Raw genomic sequence first — 17,768 nt, 5'->3', positions numbered from 1 at the left:
TATGCACAATAAAGGACACACTCGTGGAACAAATATCGCAATATCGTAGCCAGGGTTACGCTTTTCACCGACAGGCTTTTAATCAGCAGGAAGTGAAAGAAATTAAACAAAAAATTATGCTTTATGGACAAGCGTATGATAACCCAGGGATTGTCAAAGAAAACGATGGCCAGACGTTACGCGGTTTACATGGTGCACATTTGTACGATACGTTTTTTGCTGAATTAGTTAAAGATCCGCGTTTTATTGTATTGGCGCAGGAATTGATTGCTGAACCATTTTATATCCATCAATTTAAAATCAACGTTAAATCTAAAATGAAAGGGGCGTCCTGGCCATGGCATCAGGATTTTGTTTTCTGGCAAAACGAAGATGGTATTGCGCAGTCAAACATGGTTAATATTGCGCTGTTATTAAGTGATGTCGAAATTCTGCATGGGCCACTTTGTGTGATCCCAAATAGCCATAAAAACGGCAATTTGTGCCAGAAAATTAACCGAAAAGATAATTGGATGAGCGATGTTTCAAGTGATTTGTCATACCAACTGGATGAATATACGGTTGCTGAACTAATCGATACACACGGAACTCAGTACATTACCGGTAAAGCAGGTGATATATTTTTGTTTGATCCGCAATTAGCACATTGCTCGTCCAGTAATCTGTCACCTTTTAACCGAGAGTTGATGATTATTACTTACAACCCATGCACCAATCAGCCGCAGATCGCAGCAGAAGAGGGGCGGCCAGAGTTTTTGTGTGGGCGAGATTTTAACCCGTTAGTTGAGTTAGCAAACAATCTTGCCAAAAGCTAAATTGGCATGTAAAGCAATTGTCGAATTTTAGGGTGGCTAACTTTGGGTGATTAAGCTCAAGGCATAAGGTTTGATTGTGCATATCAACGGACAATAGATTTGCGCAATCAAAACCGAAAAATTGCTGAATATATGGGTACAGTGCTTTGTACAAACTCTCTTTCGCTGAAAATACCAAGGTAAATGCAATGTGTTTAGGCAGTGGTAATTTTTCGATTAAAGCGATTTCGGTATCTGACATCACAAATTTAGCCAGTTCGTTAGCTGTGCTGCTGGCAGCATAATGTTCTAAATCTAAGCCGGTAAATGTGGATGGGCTGGCCGGTTTTACCACACATATCGCTTTATTTTCAGAGTGGCTTATTGAACCTTGTAACCCTTCAGGCCAAATAGGTTCTCTATTGTCGCCTACTTGGACTTGTTGCTGCGCAAAAGTAGCGATTCCATTAGTGAAACTGGATTGTGCTTTTTGCTGTAAAGTTCGCATTGCCAACTGAGCCATATAACGGCCGGCTAAAAACTCACTGCGCCGTTTAACCACTGCTTTTTTTTGTCTGTCGGGAAAGTTGACATTTAACAGGGTAAACAATTCGTCACGATAAGCTTGTTTGTCAAATTCACACGCGTATATCACCGAACCATCGGTATTGATTTTTTGTAGTGTATTTTTAATAAACCGAGCGTGTTTGGCTGTTCTGGGTTGTAAAGGCATCTGTGCTTTATTGCTTGTTATCTTTTTATTTGTTGTATCATTATATCGACCGTTTGCCGAATAAAATATCCAATCTAAACCGCAAACGACTTTTAATCTCACAAATATTTTCTAACACAGCCTTGTAATTTACCAATAAAGCTAAACATACTGTTAAGCGAGTTATACAAAACCGTGAAACTCAATAAAAGGAGCTCAAAATGGCAACTGTAACACTAAAAGGCAATGCAATAGAAACTGTTGGCCAATTACCAGAGGTTGGTTCTCAACTACCGGATTTTAAGCTGGTTAAAACTGATTTAAGTGAAGTTTCGGCAAGTGACTTCCAAGGTAAAAAACTCGTATTAAATATTTTTCCGTCTGTTGATACGGGCACTTGTGCAACGTCTGTTCGCACTTTTAATCAACAAGCAGCAGAGATTGAAAATACAACTGTATTATGTGTTTCCGCAGATTTACCTTTTGCTTTGGCACGTTTTTGTGGCGCAGAAGGTATTGAAAATGTAGAAAGTGCTTCAGGTTTTCGTTCTTCATTTGGTGAAGACTATGGCTTAACCTTTAAAACAGGTCCTTTGGCCGGTTTATATTCACGCTGTGTTGTCGTGGCAGATGAAAACGGCAAGGTTTTATACACTGAACAAGTCGCCGAAACGGCAGATGAGCCAGACTACAAAGCAGCATTGGCTGCGCTATAAATCAATAGTACGGGGTAAGTTGATATTTACCCCGTTTTTTCCCTTATTAGTACTTCGCTTTTATCTCGCTTTTATCTCGCTTTTATCTCGCTATTAGTTAGTCATAACGCTTTGTTAGCTTAAACAATCCGGTTTGTTGATTTATCTAATTTAAAGTTTTCGATATTGTGCGCGATGATGTTCACCAACCTTTGTCTGGCCTGCTGGCTGGACCAAGCCGTGTGTGGTGTCAAAATTAAATTGTGCAAACTTTTATCTAATAAAACATGCCCTTTCGGTGGTGGTTCGATTGATAATCCATCCAATAACGCAGCTTGTATACGGTTTTCTTTTAGTGCCAGCGCCAAAGCTTCTTCATCAATTAATCCCCCTCGCGCGGCGTTGATTAAAATCGCGCTGGGTTGCATTTGTGCTAAGAAATCTTTGTTCACCATTTTTTGATTGTCGTTTGTCAGTGGACAATGTAATGAAATAATATCGGCTTGCTGGAGTACAGTGTCAAATGCAATCCGGCCGGCTCGGATGGTTTGACGGTTTGGTCGTTCTGCTATCAGTACCTGCATGCCAAACGCCTGTGCTAATTGAGCGGTCGCCTGACCTGTTGCACCAAAACCGATAATGCCAAGTTTCTTATCTTGTAAATCAAATATCGGATAGTCTAATAAACTAAAATTGGGACTATTTTCCCAGCGTCCGTCTATACTGGCTGCATGGTAACGGCTAATTTGATTGGCCCAATTTAACAGCATGGCGAATACATGTTGTGCCACACTGACCGTTGAATAACCTTGTACATTGTAAACTGCAATATTAGCGGATTTACAAGCGGCTATCTCAATATTGTTGTAGCCGGTTGCGGCGACACAGATTAATTTTAGCTTTTTTGCGATTATAAAATCTTCGGCATTTAAATTCACCTTGTTACTAATGATCACATCTGCTTGTTGTAAATAAACGTTTTTATCTGCTAAAAACGCATTTTTAGAAAGCAAAGTTAAATTATCACATTGGTTTTTAAGTAAGGTGTAATCAACTTCACCCAGGGTATCGGCGTCTGCAAAAATAACATTCATGGGTATCTTCCTGCTTTCTTTAGTGAAAAGTGCTATAACTTAAATAGAGCTGATCTTATCAGCATAAACTATTTTTTGGCAGTAAAGGGAATCTCTATGTATATAGTAACCGTTGAGTACGTCATTGATTCGGGGCATATTTTAACTTTTTTAGATGCCGTATTAGAAAACGCGGAAACATCGCTGCACCAAGAGCCTGGCTGTCATCAGTTTGATGTTAATCAAAGTCACGAAAACCCAACACAGTTTTTTTTATATGAGCAATTTAACAGCGATGTTGATTTTCAACAGCATTTAGAAAGTGAACATTATTTAACGTTTTCACGTAATGTGAGTCATTGGGTTATCAGTAAAGAAGTTCGAACCTGGTATAGTTGTTAAAATCGGGTATCTTTGTATCCGCTTAATAATTTTTAATTTGAGGTTTTGTGTGCGCATTTCTGTTTTGGGAGCTGGCTGGTTAGGTTTACCATTTGCTCAATTATTGATTGAAAAAGGGCATCAGGTACAAGTATCAAAACGCAGCGAGGAAGGTGTTAAACAATTGCAGGCGCAAGGGCTCAATGCAATCCAGTTTGACGCAGATAATTTATTAAAGGATGAACATATCAATTTAGATAATGCACAATTAAGCGATTTTTTTAACTGTGATTTATTGCTGATTACCATCCCCCCGGCTTTAGACAAGGGCGAGGGCAGCAATACCCTGAATTAATCCGTGCCATTGTGAAACAGGCAAAAATAGATGGCACCCGCAATATTATTTTTACCTCATCTACCGCTGTTTATCCAGATGTTGACGCGCAACTAACAGAAGACGACGCGACAAACTGGAATGAAAAAGCCGAACTTTTGTTAGCAGCAGAAAATGCTATTCAGCAGTCGGATTCCAACTGGTTGATTTGCCGCTTGGCTGGTTTGTTTGGCCCGCAGCGCAACCCAGCTCGATTCGTAAAGCATATGCGGGCTATCAATAAAAATGCGATCGCGAATATGGTGCATTTAAACGAAGTTTGCAGCGCTTTATTGTTTTTAATAGAAAAACAAGTCAGTCACCAAATTGTTAATATTTCAAGCAAGCATGTTGTCAGCAAATTAGATTTTTATACAGCCGCACTGACCCACTGTGATGAATCTATCAATTTGCCAGAAATAATTGACGGTACGCAAACAAAAACAATAAATGTGAACAAGTTAAAGGCAATGGGTTATCATTTCCTTTATGATTCTGCGATTGACGCGCTTTAGCGTATGTTTGGTTTTTGTTGGTAACTTACAAAGTAAGTTGTCGGTTTATTTTACAAAGAAGCGTCTAAACTTTCGTGTCGATAGTGTAAGCTTATAATTCGGTTAGTTTTTATTATCTTGGTTTGGTTTTTGCTTGGTGCTATTCGGTAAGGTATAAAATTCATTTTAACCCAGTATTTAGATTGTAGGGATCTGTATAATGAAAAAAATATTAATGTCGGCGGCTTTGTTGGCCATCTCTGCAACAGCGCAAGCCGCTGTTGAAACCTATACGTTTAACATGTTAGGCAATGGTACTGGTGGTGTGACGTATAATAATGCATCTGCTTATTCTTCACTCAGTTTTTCTGACAGACAAGGTAGTAATACTATCACTGCGGATATGACCGCTTGGTCTGATACATATGGTGACAATGATGACATCATTAAAGATGGTAATTTTTATAAGTGGTATTCTGATGGTTGGGGTATAGTTAATGATGACGAAAGTTCCTCAGATGATCCTGGACACTCTATAGATAACACTGGTTGGTGGGCTGACTACGATTTTATTCTTGTCGAATTCAGTGAGTCAGTAGAACTATCTGGTATCGACCTGGGTTGGGATTATGGCTCTACCGCTGACCTGAGTTTTGTAGCACTTGGAGATTCGGCGCCTATTATGGATGGTAAGAAGTGGAGTGACTTTACAGGATACGACTCTTTTAATGAAACAATCAATGACAGCTACAGTGGCAACGACGGTTACTATCAGCTTGATTCAGGTTTAGAGTCCACCTACTGGCTTGTTGGCGCTTATAATCATATCTTTGGTGATTGTTTGACGACAAATAATGATGGCTTTAAATTAGCTGGCTTACAAGTTAAAGCAAGCTCAGATCCTTCTGGCCGTCCGATTCCTGCCCCAGAGCCTGCTAGTTTAGCTGTTTTTGGTTTAGGCATGTTAGGGTTGATGTGGCAGCGTAAACGCAACGCCTAATTTACGACCTTATATAACCAGATTCCGAAAAAAAGATGGCTTAGGCCATCTTTTTTTTTGTTATAGTTTGCAACCAAAGAACCGGACTAATCGTTTGCTCAAACAGTTGAATTGGAATTCGCATGAAGCTTAAAGCAATTTTTTTATTATCAAGCTTATTAACGGTACAGGTTTTCGCTGATGAGAGCCATTATGAAGATGCATTAAAATCATTTAATGAACAAGACTTCGATACGGCTTATATTCACTTAAAAAATGCGTTAAAAGAAAACAACAATCACCTACCCGCAAAAATATTGTATGCAAAGTTGCTACTGCGAAATCGCTATTACAGCGAAGCGATTGAAGAATATCAAAAAGCATTTCAGGCGGGCGCAGATATCAACCTGATTATTGAGGATTGGGCAACCGCCTTGTTGTTGGATAAACAATACCAAGAAGTGATTGCTTTGGGTTTAGGTAAACCGCTCAACCGAGAAAGCCAGTTTGATTGGCTAATGTTACAGGCACTTGCATTTGAACATATAGGGCAGTTTGAAACAGCTAAACAAAGTTACCAAAAAGCCTTGCAGTTACAGCCGAATAATTCTCGCGTATTAAATAGCATCGCCTGGAACGAAATAAAACAAGGTAATTATGAAAGCGCTGCTGCTTTAGTTGAACAAGCGCTATTGGCCAATTCAGCCGATGTTAAAAGCTGGCATTTAAAAGGCAAGTTATATGAAATTCAGGGAAAGACAGAAGACGCATTAAAAACTTACCAAACTGCACATAACCTGTTACCGCAGGATACCGTTATTATGCGTTCATTGGCCGGCGTATATGTAAAGTTAGATGAATTGACAAAAGCACAAGAATTAGTCGATAAAATATTAGAGCAAGATTATACTGACGCTGAGGCTTTGTTGCTGCGTAGTTGGATATTAGCGGAGCAAAACAATAATGACGAAGCGGCTAAAGTGCAAAAAGAACTACTCGAAAAAATGTCATTGATCCCCGAAGAAGAGCTCAAACAGCGCGTTTCTTTATTGTTTATCAGGGGGCTAACGGCTTTTGCTCAAGGTAATGTAGAGCAAGCGCGCAACGACTTAGAATCATACGTAGAACAAACCCCAGGAGATTTAAAGGCAATTGATTTGCTGGCTGATATCTACTTAAAGCTAGGCCAACAAGATGCAGCTATGAGCTTGTTTCAACGTAATGAAACCTATTTATTTGAGAGTCTCCCGTTATCACTAAAATTGTCGCAAATGTATTTACAGCAAGGTCAATATTATCGTGCTGATTTGTTTTTAAGTGAATTAAGAGAGCGATATCCAGATAACGAGCAAGTCATTTTGTTATCTGCACAAACCCTGATTGCGCGGGGTAAGCAAGATAGTGCAGTTAAAATGATAGAGCAAAGTGGGTTAGGTAATGGTCAGCAAACCAGTAAGGGTTTGCAATTGTCTCAAGCTTTATTGTTTTTACAGTCGGGTGCTTATGACAAGTCTTTAGAGATTGCTAATCAACTGTTAGCCGAAAATGAAAATCAAATTGATTATTTATTGTTAAAAGGCGCCAGTTTATTAAAGCTAAACCAATTAGCAGAAGCAGAAGCTGTCCTCAATGAAGTGATTAGTCAGCAAGATAAACACTTTAGCGCTCGCTTTAACTTAGCGCAATTACATAAAATTCGCGGTGATTACACTAAAGCGCAACAACTGTTGGCTAATTTAACCGTTGAAAGACCGGATCATAAACAAGTCAGTTTTATGTTAGCTGAAGTTGAATTTAGATTAGGCAATTTGCAACTGGCAGAAGATATGCTGGCTAAACTGGCTGTTTTAGACAGGCAAAATAAAGCGGTTGCAGAAATTTACAGTCAAGTTTTATTAGCCCAAGGGAAAGCTGAAGATGCTTTAGTACAAATTAATCGTCTTAATAAACTCGATACCTTGAACCCAGAATACTTGTGGCAACGCGCATTAATTTATATTGAGCTTGCCCAAATCCCAGATGCAATGAATGATATGGATGTGTTATTTGGTATATGGGCTGAAGATGCGCAAAAATTATATAATTTGAGCCAGTTGCAGGTGCGAGTTAATGCGCTGCCTAAAGCGCAGCGCAGTTTACAAAAAGCGATTAGTCTGCAACCAGAAGCCGCCATTTTGCATTTTGAAATGGTGAAGCTTTTAATTCAGCAAAATAAATTGGCTTTAGCCGATGCAAAACTAAATGTGTTAACTGAGAAATATGAAAACAATGCCAATCTAGCGTTACTGAAAGGGGATTTAGCAGATAAACTTAATCAACCAGACGTAGCCTATCAGTATTACTATCAAGCGCTAGAGCTCGACAGTAATTTTGTAGCGGCTGCGGCAAAATTGTATCAGTTGTCTAAACAAGGGATAGAAACACAAAAAACAACACAAGTTTTGCAACGAATTTCACAACGCAATCCGGATAATGTTTTTCATCAAAATTTGTTGGCCGATCATTATCTGAATATTGGCAATAACCAACAGGCTAAAGAGCAGTATTTGGCGCTATTGCAAAATGATAATTTTAAAGCCAATCATATAGTGCTTAACAATCTGGCAAATTTATATCTGCCGGAGAATCCAGCGGCTGCGCAAGGTTATATTGAACAAGCAATGCGTTTAAAAACAAACTCTGCTGCGGTACTGGATACGCAAGGTTGGATTTTTTATTTGCAAAATAACTACCGTAAAGCGTTGGAGTTGTTTCGACAAGCATATGTGATTAATTCTTCCGATCCGACCATTCGTTATCATTTAGCTGCAACTTTAGATAAATTAGGACGCCGGCAAGAAGCCATTCAAGAGCTCAATAGTGCACTGAGTTTAAGTGAAGACTTTGTGCAAGTGCAGCAAGCTAGAACTTTACTTGAACAATTGTCACAAAACGAAATTTAAAAATTAAAGGAATATTATGAAAAACTTATTCGCAATAACAGGTGCAGCTGCAATGGTGTGCTTATTGTCCTCATGTGCCAGTACTGACAATGAAGCCGAATTGACAGAAACTTTGCCTTTTATTCATATTAATATCAACTCAGGTGAAGCTGACTTACTAGACCGAGAAGTTGCTTGTAATAATACGTATCAGTTTAGATTTGGCCAGTCTCTTTCTGAACAATCTTTCGCTTATAAAAACTTGCAGGCTAAATATGTTTCAGGCGTCGCGACTATCATTGGTACACCTGCCGAAAATGCAAACTGTGTTGTTACTTTATCATTGCAGGCTGAGCTATTTGCCAGCATCAGTAACGAAGAGATTATCAATGGTGCCGCTGTTTATCAGGGCGACTTTATTCAATCTATTCATTTGGCGCCACAACAACTGAATCTAGAGCAGGATAATTATGCCCAGCTAATCGATGCCGCGTTATTATTTTCTGCTGCAATTCATCAACGGCAAGTACCCGTGGGCGCTTACCGGTAATAATTTCTACTTTGACAAAAGTTTGACGCAAAACTGGCACTAATTTAGCAGTGAATCAATACTAAACTATTGGTGTCTGATGTTTTGCGGAGTTCAGCTTGCGACGTATTTTAATCTTAATTTTTTGCCTGTTAACTTTATCAGCTTGTGGGGGCGGTGGTGAAAGTACTGACGGGAATAATAATCAAGGTGGATCCGGCGAGCAAAATGATGGCAATAACACGCCTGTATTGGCAAGCCAGTTAACGTTTGATGGCAATCAATTGCCTGCAGAATGTGAATTTGATAACAACCAGCTTAGAAGTTTTTCGCAATGTAACCCAGAATTTAGTATTTCATTGCTTTCAGGCAGCGCACAAGGTGCCAGTTTTGTTGGTCAGGTGTCAGAAGATGGTGGTATCAGTTGGCAAAATGTAACCACAGATAATAACCGAGTATTTGTTGTCGATCTTGTTAACCGCACCGGTAATTTGTCGGTCCGCGCTTTGATGCAGTTTGATGGCGAACAAACCGTTACCGATGTTGTTGAGCTGCAAATATTAGACAATTCTATCGAAATTCTGAGCGCTAACGACTTTGCAGTCGCAAAAACTTTGTATTTAAAGATAGAGGAATCGCAAAGAATCACTTTGCCGAGCTGTCGCGATCCTCAAGACGATAAGCACAAAGTTATTTTAAGTTTAAACGGCCGTTTTTTATTGGAGCAAAGCTCAGGCGTTACGATACCGTTAAATGCCAAGTTGTTTAAACAAAATGATGTTATTTCAGCCAGTTGCCAAGACGATTTAGGGGCAATTCAAACTGCGCCAGGCAGTTTGCAAATTTCGTTTGCGAATAATCCAAACAATAACCAGCCGCCTGTCGTCAGCTTTTTAAATTTAGATGATACGACAAAATACTTTTCCGGAAAAATCCGAGACCAACAGTTATTAGATATTTGTGTTTTTGCCTCAGATGCTGAAGGTCAAAACCTGACAGCGACTTTTAACGCAGATATTGAATCGACGAGCCAAACCAATCAAACAGAAACAATTGATTTAACGGCCAATGGTTTATGTACCCAATTAGAAACGCATAGCCTAGGTAACAACAAGGTCACCATTAATGCCGCGGTGACCGACGGTTTAGATGAAACGCCAGCGAGTTTATCTTTGGGCGTGATTCATCAGGATACTTTGCCGTTGGCAAGCGCACAAAACTCATCTTGTTTAGTCGGCGAGGCACAGAAAACGGTGCCAATTGACATACCAAGGGATACAGAGTTTGACGTTTTTTCTGTCGCTGTAGTGGATGCGCAAAGTGGTGAGCTGCTAAAAACGCTGGAGCAAACTGAAAGTGCAAGTATTACATTTTCTTGTCAACAGGCAGGGTTAACGCGTTATCAACTGACGACCAGCAGTCGTGATGCCAGTGTTTCTAGTATCACCTATAGTCACAGTGTGACTAACACGGGAAATCAAGCGCCAGAGTTAGCGATAGATGTTGAAGGCGAACGTGTTGGGCTTTTATATCGTGATAATCAGGATTTGCAAATATGTATTGATGCGCAAGATGCAGATAATGATGTATTGACGAGCGAATTAGCCTATCAGTGGGGTAATGGTAATAAAGCCAATATATCACTTACTGATAACTGTGCTGAATTATCGACCCAAGGTCGAGGTGGTCAAAAGCTTATTTTGTTTGCCAGTGCTAACGATGGGCAAACTCAGGTCGAAAAAAGCTTAAACCTGAATACCATTCACTCAGATACCATTCAATTTGCGGTAACCCAAAGTAACAGCTGTATCGAAGGAAATGATAATCTACTCTACTCAATTTCATTGCCCGCAGATTCGGAAGGGGATAGCCATACGCTGGACGTATTAGATTTAGACAGCCAAACCGTGCTGCACTCATTGGGGGCTGTTAACAATGGTTCGTTTGAATTAAGCTGCCAAACGGTCGGCCAGCAAGCTTTTGTACTACTGACACGTAGCCGCGGTTTAAGTGTTGTGTCCACCAATTATTTGCATACAGTAACCGAAGCCGAAAACTTAGAGCCAGAAGTGAGTTATACACTTGAAGGTGAGCAGATAGGTCAGCCAGCAGAACTTAATTTTCGCGACAATCAGAATATCTCTCTTTGTGTCACGGGGGACGATCCTGAAGGGCAGCCGGTTTCAGTGAGTGGACGTTTTGGTTTTAATGGCAATTTAGATAATGTAATCAACCTGCAAAACAATTGTCAGGCAATTAGTTTATTTGATCGTGGCGGGCAAACGCTGCAAATTGATATTCAGGGCAGTGATGGTGAAGTACAAAATAACCTTGATCCCATCATTATCAATGTTGCGCGCGATACCATTCAGGTTGCCAGTAGTCAGTCGCAAACCTGTGAAATTGGCGATTCATCCTTAACTTACACAGTAGCTGTACCGGATGATACAGAAGGCGATAACAATCAATTATTGGTTTTAAATGCAAACGACAACGCGGTGATTTCTAGCTTGGGGGTCGTTGATAGCACGGCCAGTTTTAGTTTACCGTGCAACACGCTAGGCACAACTGAATTTTATATCCGCAATCAAAGTAGAGGTTTAACGACCTTTTCGCGTATCTACAATCATACTGTTGACTCGGCGCCTAATCAGCCACCGAGAGTTACCTTAGTGGTTTTAAATGCAGAAATGATTGGCGATGAACTCAGAGATAATCAAAATATTTCTGCCTGTGCAATTGCATCAGATGAAGACGGGGATAATTTAACCACCACGTTGCACTATCGTTTAGACGATGACGAAGCCCAGCAAGTAAGTCTCAATTCAGGCTGTGGTGAAATCTCACTGGATGCCGCGGGTAATCGCACAATACAAATAACCGCCAGTACAAGTGATGGATCGGATAGCGACTTAGATGTGAGAAGTTGGACGATTCATCAGGACACCTTGCCTTTTGCCTACAGCCAAAGCCAAACTTGCCGACAAGGTGATGCAGCGCGCATCTATACAGTTAATATGAATGCGGATGTTGAAGGTGATGAGTTTTCGCTGGCCGTATATCACGCAACCAATAATCAACTGATCACCAGTTTAGGCTCAAGTGTACCTGCAACATTTTCACTCGCTTGCAATAGCAATGGTGTGACACCGTTTGTGATCCGCAATACCAGCCGTGGTTTATCCAGTTTTTCGACGACCTATCAACATGTGGTGGCGGCTGAAAATAACACAGCGCCACAGATTGTCTTGTCAATCGATGGTTCACCACAGCGATTTAACGGTGCACTGCGTGATGAACAAAGTATCCGGTTATGTGCGCAAGTTTCAGATGCGGAAAATGATAATCTAAATACCCAAGTATTTTATCGTTTTGACAATCAAACCCAACAAACATTGACACTGAACAACTTGTGCGGTGATATTTCGTTAATCGGTCGTGGTGGGCAAAGTCTGATTATTGAAGGCTTTAGCAGTGATGGTACAGCGACCGGCAACGATACTTTAAATGCAGGGCGCATTTATTTAGATACGATCCAAACACCGGTCTCAGGCAGTGGCAGTTGCCGGGCAGGTGATGCAGAAAATATTTTTAGTGTGCGTGTCACCGCGGATGTAGAGAGTGATCCTTACAGCATAGATGTGGTTGATGCTATCAGTAACCAAGTGTTGCGCTCGCTTGGGCAAATCACACAAGGTACTTTTAGCCTGCCGTGCGATGAAGAAAATGCAATTGATTTTGTGCTGCGTAATACCAGCCGTAATAAAGTACAAAACTCATTGATTTATAGCCATGTAGTCGGCAATACACTGAATGCGAAACCTCAATTAGAAATTAGTATTAACCAAGCTGAGCAATTTAGTGGGCAAGTGCGCGACGGACAAGAAATTGAAGTCTGTTTAAGCGGCTCAGATGCCGATGGCGATGCATTAACCTACAGTGCTTCGTATCAGTTTTCCAGTGGAAGCTTTCAGTCTTTAATTTTGGATACAAATCAGTGTGGCACTATCAGTACGCGGCAAAAAGGTGGGCAAACCTTATTAATACAAGGTTTTGTCAATGATGGCATTGCACAAACCACTCAGTTAGAAGAAGTTGGCGAAATCCACACAGACACGCTGGCAATTGCCGAAACGGTTTCGAGCGACTGTAGTTTAGGCGAGCAAGCGATTGAATACAGTATTGTTTTAGAGACTGATGCGCAAGGGGACCAAAGGCAAATTCGAGTGGTAGAGCAGGCTAATCAAACCGAAATTGCACAATTTTTAGAGGGTGACACTTTATCTTTTAGCCTGCCATGTGACGCGGTAGGGCAAACCGAGTTTATCGTGCAAACCGTTAGTCGGGATTTAACGCAAGATTCAGAAGTTTATATTCATACCGTGAATCCAAATTTAACCAATCAAGTTAATGTATGGCTAACGCGGGGCGATGGCTCACAATTATTGAGCGAACAAAATCAACAGATTTTAAGAGCCGGAACCGGTACAGCAACACATCAAATTGATGTCAGTGATGCCCAACCGAAACAAATTATTACTGGTTTAGGCGCAAATTTAACGGATAGTGCCGCCAGTTTAATTTACCAGTCAGCACAAGCCAATAGCATCGTCGAGCGTATATTTTCAGCAGAGCAAGGAATTAATTTACAGCATTTACGAGTCCCTATGTCGGGCATGGGCGAGTTTATATCGCGCGCTGCACGCAGTTATGATGATGTTGCCGTGGGGTTAACCGACCCTGAGCTCGAGCAGTTTTCGATAGGGGATGATGAAGATTATTTATTGCCACTCTTGTCTACTATAAAGAATGAAAATCCAGAAATTGAATTGCATGCCGTATCTTGGAGCGCGCCAGCGTGGATGAAAGACAACAGCAGTTTAAACGGCGGCAGTTTACGCGTTGAGTTTTATCAAAGTTATGCCAATTATTTTGCTAAGTTTTTAACAGCCTATGAAGATGCAGGGCTTACATTTGACAGCATCAGTTTACAAAATCAACCGCATTTACAGGATACCTATCCATCTATGTTGTGGGCATTGGCAGATTATGAGCTGTTCTTTCAAGACTTTTTCTTTCCCGCAATGAGTGCCTTGCCAAAATTACCGGATATCTGGGTTTGGGATGGCAATTGGACTGATTTTGACAGTCAGGCTGACTTTGATATTGCATTATTTGCGGAAAATCTGATGGATAATGATTTTATCTATGCCAGAGCACGAGCTATCGCCATGCAGTGTTATCAAGCCGATAATGGGGCCTCTGACTATACGCAAGCAATTGAAAACATTTCAGATTTACCGCGTACACGAGATGTCTATCTAACGAGTTGTCGCAACCGTGAAGATGGGCGCAGTTTTGGCCAGTATTTAACCGCAACGTTAAATGATTTTCTGCTGCCTGTTTTTCAGGCGGGCGCAAAAGGCATTTTTTACGATAGTTTAGCTTTGGATGTTAATAATGGTCCACAGCAAGGTGGCTGTACCGATTGTCGCGCATTGGTCACAATAGATAACGCCGGTAATATGCAAGCTAATGCTGAATATTACGCCTTTGGTCATATTAGTAAATTTTTGCAATCCGGCGCTGTTTTAATTGAGGCGGTTTCTGGTAATGCGCAAGTACAAAGTATCGCCTTTAAAAACCCAGACAATACCATTGTTACTGTGGTTTTGAATTTAACGGCAGATACACAAGAGGTTGATATCAACTGGCAAGGGCAATCGACCCATTATCAATTAAATGCATATGATGTGGTGACATTTGTCTGGGATTCAGATAACTCACCTGTCGTCGATTTACAAAAAATCGCGCAAGCGAATGCATTAGCACGAGATCTGGCAAGTGTATTTGACGCCATGCGGGACACTAACGGTTTGTATATTGATCAAATTGAATTGAACAGTACAGATGAAAGACCACGCAGTGTTGCAACCACAGGGTTAGCATTGGTCGCTTTATCGATAGCGCAGCAAATGGAATGGGACAGCAGTGCTGCAACTAAAGTTTTAAATACCTTAGAAGTGCTCAATGGAGGCAATGAAAATATTGTCTTATCGCGCAATGCTGACGGTATGTTTGCCAGTCAGCTTGATGCGAGCGGTGCTGCTATTTTAAACAGTCAAGGTGAAATGGAATTTAGTGTGACAGACACTATGACATTAGTTGCTGGCGTTCACTTTGTACGCAATGCGTTTAGTAATAATGGACTGATTCGCGAAGCTGCGGATATTTTCTTAACCTCTGTGACTTACGACAACCTGATTGAAAATACAGATAGCGGGTTAGTTGTCACTACGCAAAATGCGCAAGCTGAGACGCTTCAAACACAAGGTGTCTACAACCAACAAATGTTAACTGTATGGCTTGCGATGAATTATGACAATAGTTTGGCCGCTGAGCTATGGCAAAGGTATTATGCGACGGGGCAGCAATTTCCAATCCGTTTTTATGACGGTTATGCGATGCCGGCGAACGAAGATGAAAATAGCATTTCGGCTACTTTGCATCAGTTGAATTATTATTTATTAAATTCAATATTGAATTCAGCGAACTACCGGCAGTTATTCGCTAGCCATGCAAACGCTGAAAAGTCTTTCTGGTTAGACGCAAAAATAGCGCCAGCTTATGTTTGGGGCTTTGCGCTGCCGGATTCGTTAGATGTACACAGTAGCAACCGGGCACATCCAGCTGTTATTGCAGGCTTTATTCCAGCAAACAATAATTTATTAGATGATTTATTGTTGTGGCAAGACAATAATTTGGCTATTTTAGCAACACAGGTAAATGGAATCGAGATCCCTTGGGCTTATCAGGCGGATGATCCAAACAGTTCAGCACAGCAGATTAAAGCGGAAAATTTGGCGGTGATGTTGTTTGGTCTGGCAGCGCACCCTGGGTTATTAGATATTCAGTTTTTCAGAGTGAACAATGATTTTGAATTTACACCTGAGGAATAGATTAATAACAAAGCCTTGTTAGCATGTTCGTTTTGGCCTTCAAGTCGAGTTTAATAGCCCGACTTGAGGTATACAGTTTTTATAGAAGCATGGTAATAGAATTAGGTACCAGTTTCCGTCACCCTAAGCGCGAGTTCAGCCGCTAAATTTTCAGCTTGGCGTAACGCGTTTGCAACAGACTTTTTATGCCGTTCATCCGCAAACTCCTGAAATTCAGAAATAATTTCATACATGGTATCAGCGCCCAAATATTTGCTGAGGGTACGCAAATGAGGTAGCAGATGGTTTGCGCTTTCTCTAATTCCGCCTTTTTCAAATCCAAACTCTCCGCATGAAGTGATTGCGATCAGTGTTTTACCTGACAGTAAAGGTTGCAGCGGAAAGTCTCCTCGTGCAAGATCAAAATCAAATGTTTTGTTGATACGGACTATTTGGTCAAACCAGGCTTTAAGTTGTGCTGGCATACCGTAATTGTACATCGGCGAAGAAATTACAATGATGTCAGCTATTGTTAGCTCGGCTATCAAAGAGTCTGATAGGGCTAATATTTGTTTTTGTTTATCCGTTTTCTTTTCATCCGCTGTAAATACGGCTGCTATCCATTCTTGTGTAATAAAAGCCGGAGGGTTTTGACCTATATCTCGATAGATATACTCATCTGTCGGTCGATGTGTGCGCCATCTGTTGGTAAAGTTTAAAGCTATCTTTTTTGAGATTGAGCCATGTTTTGAGCTTGCGTTTAAAACATCTCTGACGCTTGCATCTATATGTAATATAGTGGGCATTTGTATTTCCTTCTAGGTTTGATGGTAAATGGGATTTTGCAACCCATTGTGGTCATTCACAAACGTAAAAAACTCACTTAAAGATGAGTTAAATTCATCTATACTGTTTTTTTGGAAAAGTAGGTGGAATCATCATGCAAGTATCTTTACAAGCGCTTAAAGCATTTGAATCAGCTGCCCGGCGAGGTAGTTTTAAATTGGCAGCGGAAGAGCTATCACTCACGCCAACCGCTATTTCACACCATATTAATAACTTGGAAGGGCGCTTAAATGTAAGTCTATTTAAGCGAGAAGCCAGAAGCGTGACCTTAACTGAGGTGGGGCGAAGGCTTGCGATTGCTACGTCGGATGGGTTTGCTCAGATTGAACGTGCATTGGAAGAAATTAAATTGTCAGGTTATGTTGTAAGGGTAACCACAACCTCTTCTTTGGCCGCCTTGGTGTTGCTGCCTAGCCTCAAAGATTTTTCGCTGTCTAATCCCAATATCTCCGTTGAAGTATCTACAGGTGAATCATTAGACAGCTTACCTTATGTTATACCTGTCCGTTTTGGTGATGCTAGCACTGTGCAAGCTGGTGACATTGTGAAGTGTGAATCATTTGATGTCTATGGTGCTTACGGAATGCAGACCCCCTCATGGTCTGCCAAGCCGATAACGATATTTTCCACCGAATGGAAAAATTCAGAGTTGCCAGCGCCACCGCTGAAAGCTTGGCTGGCTAAAAATGGCGTAGAGCAAGCTAATATTACCGTTAAGAAATTTGACCAAGAGTTTTTTGGTATTCAGCAGGCAATGGCTGAAAATGAGTTGGTTTTTTGTTCGACAACACTGGCGAAAAGGTTGCTAAAAACAAAGCAATTACAGCATTTTGGGACCCACTCGGTTGAATCTGAACTGTGTTATTATGTGGCCAAAAAAGCTCACTTCGAGGGTAAAAATGCACGCATATTTTTAAGCTGGCTGGATAAACTATTGATGGATTAATTGGCAGTTAGCTCTTCTCGCTAGACTATGTTAATGCCATCGAGTCAAGCGTATTGAATTAAGTGTACTTGTTCACATGTTTTAATT

Annotated in this window: 13 protein-coding genes; 10 read left to right on the top strand and 3 right to left on the bottom strand. The window is 40.8% G+C overall.

Annotated features, from left to right (window positions below; all coding sequences use genetic code 11):
- Window positions 1–23 precede the first annotated feature (23 nt).
- A complete protein-coding gene (locus FNT16_RS03630; protein WP_185976673.1) occupies window positions 24–815 on the top strand; it encodes a phytanoyl-CoA dioxygenase family protein in 792 nt (263 codons plus the stop codon).
- Here the strand turns inward: FNT16_RS03630 and FNT16_RS03625 are convergent.
- Entirely contained in the window at window positions 772–1,629 is an 858-nt protein-coding gene (locus FNT16_RS03625) for a 4'-phosphopantetheinyl transferase family protein (RefSeq protein ID WP_143870265.1), read from the bottom strand. The two genes, FNT16_RS03630 and FNT16_RS03625, sit on opposite strands and share 44 nt — an antisense overlap.
- Window positions 1,630–1,727: 98 nt before the next feature.
- On the opposite strand from FNT16_RS03625, the gene tpx reads away from it, so the two are divergent.
- Window positions 1,728–2,222 (top strand): thiol peroxidase, encoded by a 495-nt coding sequence (tpx, locus tag FNT16_RS03620; protein ID WP_143870264.1) that lies wholly within the window; start codon window positions 1,728–1,730, stop codon window positions 2,220–2,222.
- Between the two features lie 119 nt (window positions 2,223–2,341).
- Here the strand turns inward: tpx and FNT16_RS03615 are convergent, their stop codons facing one another.
- Window positions 2,342–3,295, bottom strand: a complete 954-nt coding sequence (locus FNT16_RS03615) for a D-2-hydroxyacid dehydrogenase (protein ID WP_143870263.1) — start codon at window positions 3,293–3,295, stop codon at window positions 2,342–2,344.
- A gap of 96 nt (window positions 3,296–3,391) precedes the next feature.
- Here FNT16_RS03615 and FNT16_RS03610 point away from each other — a divergent pair, with 96 nt between their 5' ends.
- The 7 genes from FNT16_RS03610 to FNT16_RS03580 all read left to right on the top strand — a co-directional run bounded on the left by FNT16_RS03610 (window position 3,392) and on the right by FNT16_RS03580 (window position 15,910).
- Complete coding sequence (locus tag FNT16_RS03610) at window positions 3,392–3,676, top strand: putative quinol monooxygenase (RefSeq protein ID WP_143870262.1); 285 nt, start codon at window positions 3,392–3,394, stop codon at window positions 3,674–3,676.
- Between the two features lie 49 nt (window positions 3,677–3,725).
- Complete coding sequence (locus tag FNT16_RS03605) at window positions 3,726–4,010, top strand: 2-dehydropantoate 2-reductase N-terminal domain-containing protein (protein WP_185976672.1); 285 nt, start codon at window positions 3,726–3,728, stop codon at window positions 4,008–4,010.
- Window positions 4,011–4,021: 11 nt separating this feature from the next.
- Complete coding sequence (locus FNT16_RS03600) at window positions 4,022–4,543, top strand: Rossmann-fold NAD(P)-binding domain-containing protein (RefSeq protein WP_185976671.1); 522 nt, start codon at window positions 4,022–4,024, stop codon at window positions 4,541–4,543.
- A 199-nt stretch (window positions 4,544–4,742) separates the two neighbouring features.
- Window positions 4,743–5,522, top strand: a complete 780-nt coding sequence (xdp1, locus tag FNT16_RS03595) for an exosortase-dependent surface protein XDP1 (protein WP_143870259.1) — start codon at window positions 4,743–4,745, stop codon at window positions 5,520–5,522.
- Between the two features lie 122 nt (window positions 5,523–5,644).
- Window positions 5,645–8,443, top strand: a complete 2,799-nt coding sequence (gene prsT / locus FNT16_RS03590) for an XrtA/PEP-CTERM system TPR-repeat protein PrsT (protein WP_143870258.1) — start codon at window positions 5,645–5,647, stop codon at window positions 8,441–8,443.
- A 16-nt stretch (window positions 8,444–8,459) separates the two neighbouring features.
- Window positions 8,460–8,972 carry a hypothetical protein gene (locus tag FNT16_RS03585; RefSeq protein ID WP_143870257.1) on the top strand — a complete coding sequence of 171 codons (513 nt, stop codon included), beginning with the start codon at window positions 8,460–8,462 and terminating at the stop codon, window positions 8,970–8,972.
- Window positions 8,973–9,070: 98 nt separating this feature from the next.
- Complete coding sequence (locus tag FNT16_RS03580; RefSeq protein WP_143870256.1) at window positions 9,071–15,910, top strand: glycoside hydrolase family 30 protein; 6,840 nt, start codon at window positions 9,071–9,073, stop codon at window positions 15,908–15,910.
- A gap of 101 nt (window positions 15,911–16,011) precedes the next feature.
- Here FNT16_RS03580 and FNT16_RS03575 read toward each other — a convergent pair whose 3' ends face one another.
- Window positions 16,012–16,695, bottom strand: coding sequence for an FMN-dependent NADH-azoreductase (locus tag FNT16_RS03575; protein ID WP_143870255.1), 684 nt, complete (start codon window positions 16,693–16,695; stop codon window positions 16,012–16,014).
- A 134-nt stretch (window positions 16,696–16,829) separates the two neighbouring features.
- Between FNT16_RS03575 and FNT16_RS03570 the strand changes: the two genes are divergently transcribed.
- Window positions 16,830–17,681 (top strand): LysR family transcriptional regulator, encoded by an 852-nt coding sequence (locus FNT16_RS03570; protein WP_143870254.1) that lies wholly within the window; start codon window positions 16,830–16,832, stop codon window positions 17,679–17,681.
- Window positions 17,682–17,768 lie beyond the last annotated feature (87 nt).

This window comes from Catenovulum sediminis, from assembly GCF_007289895.1.
Lineage (GTDB): Bacteria > Pseudomonadota > Gammaproteobacteria > Enterobacterales > Alteromonadaceae > Catenovulum > Catenovulum sediminis.
Note: the sequence above shows the minus strand (reverse complement) of the source record. Positions and strands in the feature narration are given on the sequence as shown.

Coding starts and splice junctions, on each gene's coding strand:
- FNT16_RS03570 (WP_143870254.1), top strand. CDS start 16,830: ATGCAAGTATCTTTACAAGCGCTTAAAGCATTTGAATCAGCTGCCCGG.
- FNT16_RS03615 (WP_143870263.1), bottom strand. CDS start 3,295: ATGAATGTTATTTTTGCAGACGCCGATACCCTGGGTGAAGTTGATTAC.
- prsT (WP_143870258.1), top strand. CDS start 5,645: ATGAAGCTTAAAGCAATTTTTTTATTATCAAGCTTATTAACGGTACAG.
- xdp1 (WP_143870259.1), top strand. CDS start 4,743: ATGAAAAAAATATTAATGTCGGCGGCTTTGTTGGCCATCTCTGCAACA.
- tpx (WP_143870264.1), top strand. CDS start 1,728: ATGGCAACTGTAACACTAAAAGGCAATGCAATAGAAACTGTTGGCCAA.
- FNT16_RS03585 (WP_143870257.1), top strand. CDS start 8,460: ATGAAAAACTTATTCGCAATAACAGGTGCAGCTGCAATGGTGTGCTTA.
- FNT16_RS03610 (WP_143870262.1), top strand. CDS start 3,392: ATGTATATAGTAACCGTTGAGTACGTCATTGATTCGGGGCATATTTTA.
- FNT16_RS03575 (WP_143870255.1), bottom strand. CDS start 16,695: ATGCCCACTATATTACATATAGATGCAAGCGTCAGAGATGTTTTAAAC.